Annotated in this window: 6 protein-coding genes; all 6 read right to left on the bottom strand. The window is 63.6% G+C overall.

Features of this window, described 5'->3' with window-relative positions:
• On the bottom strand, positions 1–199 hold a 199-nt coding region (locus EOA24_RS26550), incomplete at its 3' end, for an ATP-binding cassette domain-containing protein (RefSeq protein WP_133374621.1).
• Positions 200–214: 15 nt separating this feature from the next.
• Entirely contained in the window at positions 215–1,273 is a 1,059-nt protein-coding gene (locus EOA24_RS26545) for a Gfo/Idh/MocA family oxidoreductase (RefSeq protein WP_126079958.1), read from the bottom strand.
• 80 nt (positions 1,274–1,353) lie between these two features.
• On the bottom strand, positions 1,354–2,193 hold the full coding sequence (locus EOA24_RS26540; RefSeq protein ID WP_126079957.1) for a carbohydrate ABC transporter permease: 840 nt from the start codon (positions 2,191–2,193) through the stop codon (positions 1,354–1,356).
• Positions 2,194–2,201: 8 nt separating this feature from the next.
• Entirely contained in the window at positions 2,202–3,131 is a 930-nt protein-coding gene (locus EOA24_RS26535; protein WP_126083605.1) for a sugar ABC transporter permease, read from the bottom strand.
• 242 nt (positions 3,132–3,373) lie between these two features.
• A complete protein-coding gene (locus tag EOA24_RS26530; protein WP_126079956.1) occupies positions 3,374–4,648 on the bottom strand; it encodes an ABC transporter substrate-binding protein in 1,275 nt (424 codons plus the stop codon).
• Between the two features lie 53 nt (positions 4,649–4,701).
• Positions 4,702–5,306, bottom strand: a 605-nt coding sequence (locus EOA24_RS26525; protein ID WP_127410235.1) for an N-acetylmuramic acid 6-phosphate etherase, incomplete at its 5' end; no start/stop codon positions are given.

Here is a 5,306-nt window from a genome sequence, read left to right as displayed (position 1 = left end):
AGATGGCGCCGTCGATCAGCACGCGGCCGGAGGTCGAGTCCTCCAGGCCCGCGATCACGCGCAGCAGCGTCGACTTCCCGCAGCCGGACGGGCCGACGAAGACGACGAACTCGCCGTCCGTCACTTCGAGGTCGATGCCCTTCAGCACCTCGACCGGCCCGAAAGCCTTCTTCACATTCTCGATCTTCAGCGAGCCCACGGCTTCGTTCCTGTTCTAGAGTTTGACGGCGTTACCGCTGCGCACGCTCTCGTCGGCGGCGAGGCAGACGGCGAGCGACTTCACGGCATCGTCCATGTGGCGGGTGAGATCGATATTTTCGCGGATGGCCTTGAGCAGGAAGGCCTGCTCCAGATCGCAGAGCTCCTGGTGGCCCGGCTCACCCTCCATCGACAGCAGCTGGTCTTCCTTGGCCAAGCTGCCGTCGGGTCCGGTCGCCGCACTATGCAGCCGGATGGTCGAGGTCTTGGTGTGGGTGTCGATGTCGTCGGACTTCACGCCCTCCTTCATGACGATCGACACGCAGCCCCTGGGCGACATCACGTCCTTCACGAAGAAGGCTGTCTCGGAGATCATCGGCCCCCAGCCGGCTTCATACCAGCCGACAGAACCGTCCTCGAACAGCACCTGCAGGTGGCCGTAATTGTACATCGACGGCGCCACCTCGTCGCTGAGCCGCACGCCCATGCCGCGCACCTCGATCGGCCTCGCGTCGGTGATCTGCAGCATGACGTCGAGATAATGCACGCCGCAGTCGACGATCGGCGAGGTCGTCTGCATCAGATGCTTGTGCGTCTCCCAGGTGTGGCCGGAGGATTGCTGGTTGAGGTTCATGCGGAAGACATATGGACCGCCGAGCTTGCGCGCCTCGGCGATCAGCCGGATCCAGGACGGATGGTGGCGCAATATATAGCCGATCACCAGTTTCCTGCCGTTGGCCTTGGCCGCATCGACGACGCGTTGCGCGTCGGCAACGGTCGTCGCCAGCGGCTTCTCGACGAAGACGTGGCAACCGGCCTCGAAGGCCCGCACCGCATAGTCGGCATGGCTGTCGGAATAGGTGGCGATCGCGGCGACGTCCGGCTTCTCGTCGCGCAGCACCTCCTCGAAGGAGCGGCGGATGTCGTAGCCGCCAAGCCCCTCCGGCAACGGCACGTCGGAGCGGTTGACCAGCGCGGCGATGTCGAAGCCCGGATTGGTGTGATAGGCCAGCGCATGGCTGCGGCCCATATTGCCAAGGCCGGCGACGACGACACGAAGGGGTTTATCGCTCACAGACTGCTCCACTTTCTTTTGAGAGGGTGTCACCCCGGGCGGGGTGAAGCGCAGCCCTGTGGAGAGTTGGCTGTTACGGCTCACTTGACGGCTCCCGATGTGATGCCGCGGATCAGTTGCCGCGAGAAGATGACATAGAGGATGAGCACCGGCAGGATCGCCAGCGACAGCGCCGCCAGGATCGCGTTCCAATTGGTGACGAACTGGCCGAGGAAGAGCTGCGCGCCGAGCGTCACCGTCTTGGTCTCTTCCGACGGCGCCAGGATCAGCGGGAACCACAGATCGTTCCAGATCGGGATCATGGTGAAGACGGCGACCGTTGCCATCGCCGGCCGCACCAGCGGCAGGACAAGGCGGAAGAAGATCGTATATTCCGACAGCCCGTCGATACGTCCGGCGTTCTTCAGGTCGTTTGACACCTGCTTCATGAATTCCGACAGGATGAAGATCGCCAGCGGCAGGCCCTGCGCGGTGTAGACCAGGATCAGCGCCGTCAGCGTGTTCACCAGCCCGCTCGCCACCATCAGTTGCAGGATGGCGACGGTGCCGAGCCGGATCGGGATCATGATGCCGAGCGCCAGGTAAAGCCCCATCAGCGTGTTGCCGCGGAAGCGGTATTCCGACAGCGCGAAGGCGGCCATCGCGCCGAACAGAAGCACGAAGAACAGCGAGGCGACAGTGACGACGAGGCTGTTCTGGAAATAGTGGAAGAAATCGCCCTGGCCGAACACGGTGGTGTAGCCGATCAGGTCGAAGGTCTTCGGTGTCGGCGGCGTCAGCGGCGCGCCGAAGATGCCCGCGCGCGATTTGAACGAATTCATCACCACCAGGATCACCGGGAACAGCGCGATCACCGTGTAGGTGATAAGGATCGCGTGCGCGCCGATGGTGCGGGGCAGGGAACGGGTGGCTAGGCTCATGGCGCGCCTCAGAACTGGTAGCGACGCAGGCGCGTCTGCACGAGGAACAGGTAGACGCAGACGCCGGCGAGGATGATTAGGAACATGATCGTGGCGATCGCGGCGCCCATATTCGGATCGCCGACCTGCAGCTGGAAGCCGAAGAAGGCGCGGTAGAGGAAGGTGCCGAGAATGTCGGTCGAATAGTTCGGCCCGGCGAGCGCGCCCTGCGCGGTGTAGATCAGGTCGAAGGCGTTGAAATTGCCGACGAAGGTCAGGATCGAGATGATGCCGATCGAGGGCAGGATCAGCGGCAGCTTGATCTTCCAGAACTGCGCCATGCCGGTGATGCCGTCGCATTCGGCCGCCTCGATCACCTCGTCCGGGATCGACAGCAGCGCTGCGTAGATCAGCATCATCGGGATGCCGACGAACTGCCACACCGACACCAGGCTGAGCGCGGTCAGCGCGTATTGCTCCTTGCCGAGCCAGGGCGTGAAGAAGCTCTTCAAGCCGACAAAATCCATCAGATGCGGTGCCACGCCCCAGATCGGCGACAGGATCAGCTTCCAGGCGAAGCCGACGATGACGAAGGACAGGATCGTCGGCACGAAGATCGCCGTGCGATAGAAGGCGGTGAAGCGCAGCCGGGGGCTGGAAAGCAGCGCTGCCAGCAGGATGCCGATCGGGTTCTGCACCAGCATGTGGATGATGAAGAACCAGACATTGTTCCTGAGCGCATTCCAGAAATTCACCGACCAGTTCGGATCGCCGAACAGCGTGCGGAAATTGCCGAGGCCGACAAACACCTGGGACTGCTCGATGTTGCGGAACAGCGAGAGCTGCAGCGTGCCGAACAGCGGCAGGATCATGAAGGCGGTGTAGACCAGCACCGCCGGCGCCAGGAAGACGCCGACATGCCAGCGTATGGGTCTTTTCGCTCGCGTTTCTGCAGCCATGGTCTCGGTGTCCATGAGTTCGGTTCCCCGCCGTCTCTGGGTTCCAGTTCGGTGATGCTAGCTGATGCCTCGATGCACGGCCTGGCTGTCCCCTCTGGGGGTAAGACAAGGCCAGCGACAGATCGGCTCCGTTTTCCCCGCGAGATCGAGGGTAAGACCGGGAGGCTGCGCCGACAATCGCTATCTAACAGCTGTTCGAATGCCGGCCGGGCATGTTCCCGGCCGGCCCGTTGCCTGCGACTTTACTTCGCCGGCTTGTACCAGCTGTCGAGGCCGTCCTGCAGCTTCTTGGCCGCGGCCTCCGGCGTGTCGGTGCCGTTGATCACGTTGGCCGATTCAACCCAGGTCTCGTTCTCGAGGTTCGGCGTGCCGCGCGACAGGATCTGGTAGGTCGAGCGGATCGTCGACTTGCACTTGCCGCGCCAGGAGACGAATTCCTGCGCCAGCGGGTCTTCCATCTTCACCGGCGTCGAGTTCAGGCTGAAGAAGCCCGGCAGCGCGTTGGCATAGATGGTGGCGAAATCAGGCGAAGCGACCCAGGACAGGAACTTCTTGGCCTCTTCCGGATGCTTCGATGCCGCGTTCAGGCCCATGCCGATATCGGTATGGTCGGAGATGTAGCAGGTATCGCCGGCCTTCTGCACCGGCGGCGGGAAGGCGCCCATCTTGAACTGCGCCTGTGTGTTGAACAGGCCGATCTCCCACGAGCCGGCCGGGTAGATGGCGGCGCGGCCGAGCGTGAACAGGTTCTGGCTGTCCGGGTAGGTCTGGGCCTCGAAGCCGTCGCCCAGATAGGGCTTCCACTTGGCCAGTTCCTTGTAGGGCTCGACCCAGTCGGCATCGGTCAGCTTCTGCTCGCCCTTGATCAGGGCCGCGCGGCCTTCCTCGCCCTTCCAGTAGTTCGGGCCGATATTCTGGTAGCCCATGGTCGCGGCTTCCCAGAGATCCTTGGTGCCCATCGCCATCGGGATGTAGGTGCCGTCGGCCTTGATCTTGTCGAGCACGGCGTAGAACTCTTCGTTGGTGGTCGGCACCTTGAGGCCGAGCTTGTCGAAGGCGTCCTTGTTGTAGATGAAGCCGTGGATGACCGAAGCCATCGGCACGCAGAAGCTCGACTTGCCGTCATCGGTCTGCCAGGCGGCCTTGGCGACGGGCGAGAAGTTCTCCATGCCGGGCAGCGAGGAGATGTCGGCGAGGTTGCCCTTCTTGAACAGCTCGAGCGACTTGTCGAAGGGGCGGCAGGTGATCAGGTCGCCGGCCGAGCCGGCGGCGAGCTTGGCGCCGAGCGCTGCGTCATACTCGGTCGGAGCCGAAGGCGCGAACACCACCTTGATGCCGGGGTTCTTGGCTTCGAAGGCCGGGATCAGCTTGTCCTTCCAGATGGTCAGGTCGTCGCCGCGCCAGCTTTCGATGTTGAGCGTCACGTCCTCGGCCAGAGCCATCCCGGTGGTGCCGAGGATGCCCGTGCCGAGGATGCTTGTGCCGAGCAGAAGGGCCGTCAGTAGTTTGGTCTTCATCTTCAGTCTCCCTGTTGACCTTTTTCAGGTTCGGTTTTGATGAGAACAGAGGCTCAGCGCCCCTTGCTCCCCTCGATCTCGGAAAGCGCCGGCCGAAGCTTTTGGCCGGTTCCTTCCAGTATCTTCTCGGCCGCATCGGCGTTTGCCGCGCCCGCGGCGAGCAGAATGGCGGTCTTGACCACGCCCCCGCTCTTCTCGAGCAAGCGGGCGGCGTCGTCGCGGCTCTTGCCGCTGATGGCCGCGACCATGCGCACGGCGCGGTCGCGCAGCTTGATGTTGTCGGCGGTGAGATTGACCATGTAGCCGTCATGGACATGGCCAAGATGGATGGCGGCAAGCGTCGACAGCATGTTGAGCGCGATCTTCTGCGCGGTGCCCGCGCCCATGCGCGTCGAGCCGGCGATCAGCTCCGGTGGCGTTTCGAGCAGGATGGCGACATCGGCCTGCTTGAACAGCGCGGCGCCCCGGTTGTTGGCGATGGCGATGGTCGCCGCGCCGCGGCTGCGTGCGTCCTGCAGCGCCTGGACCGCATAGGGGGTGGAGCCGCTTGCGGAGATGGCGATCAGGCAGTCGCCCTTGCCGATGGCGGCCGCGGCAACAGCCGACGAAGCTTCCTCGGTGTCGTCCTCGGGGCCGCCTGCCAGCGTGCGGAAGGCAT

Origin of the sequence: Mesorhizobium sp. M2A.F.Ca.ET.039.01.1.1 (assembly GCF_003998035.1) — a bacterium.
Classification (GTDB): Bacteria; Pseudomonadota; Alphaproteobacteria; order Rhizobiales; family Rhizobiaceae; genus Mesorhizobium.
Note: the sequence above shows the minus strand (reverse complement) of the source record. Positions and strands in the feature narration are given on the sequence as shown.

Bases quoted from the DNA above. Each gene is read 5' to 3' on its own strand.
- EOA24_RS26540 (WP_126079957.1), bottom strand. From the start codon at position 2,193: ATGAGCCTAGCCACCCGTTCCCTGCCCCGCACCATCGGCGCGCACGCG.
- EOA24_RS26535 (WP_126083605.1), bottom strand. From the start codon at position 3,131: ATGGCTGCAGAAACGCGAGCGAAAAGACCCATACGCTGGCATGTCGGC.
- EOA24_RS26530 (WP_126079956.1), bottom strand. From the start codon at position 4,648: ATGAAGACCAAACTACTGACGGCCCTTCTGCTCGGCACAAGCATCCTC.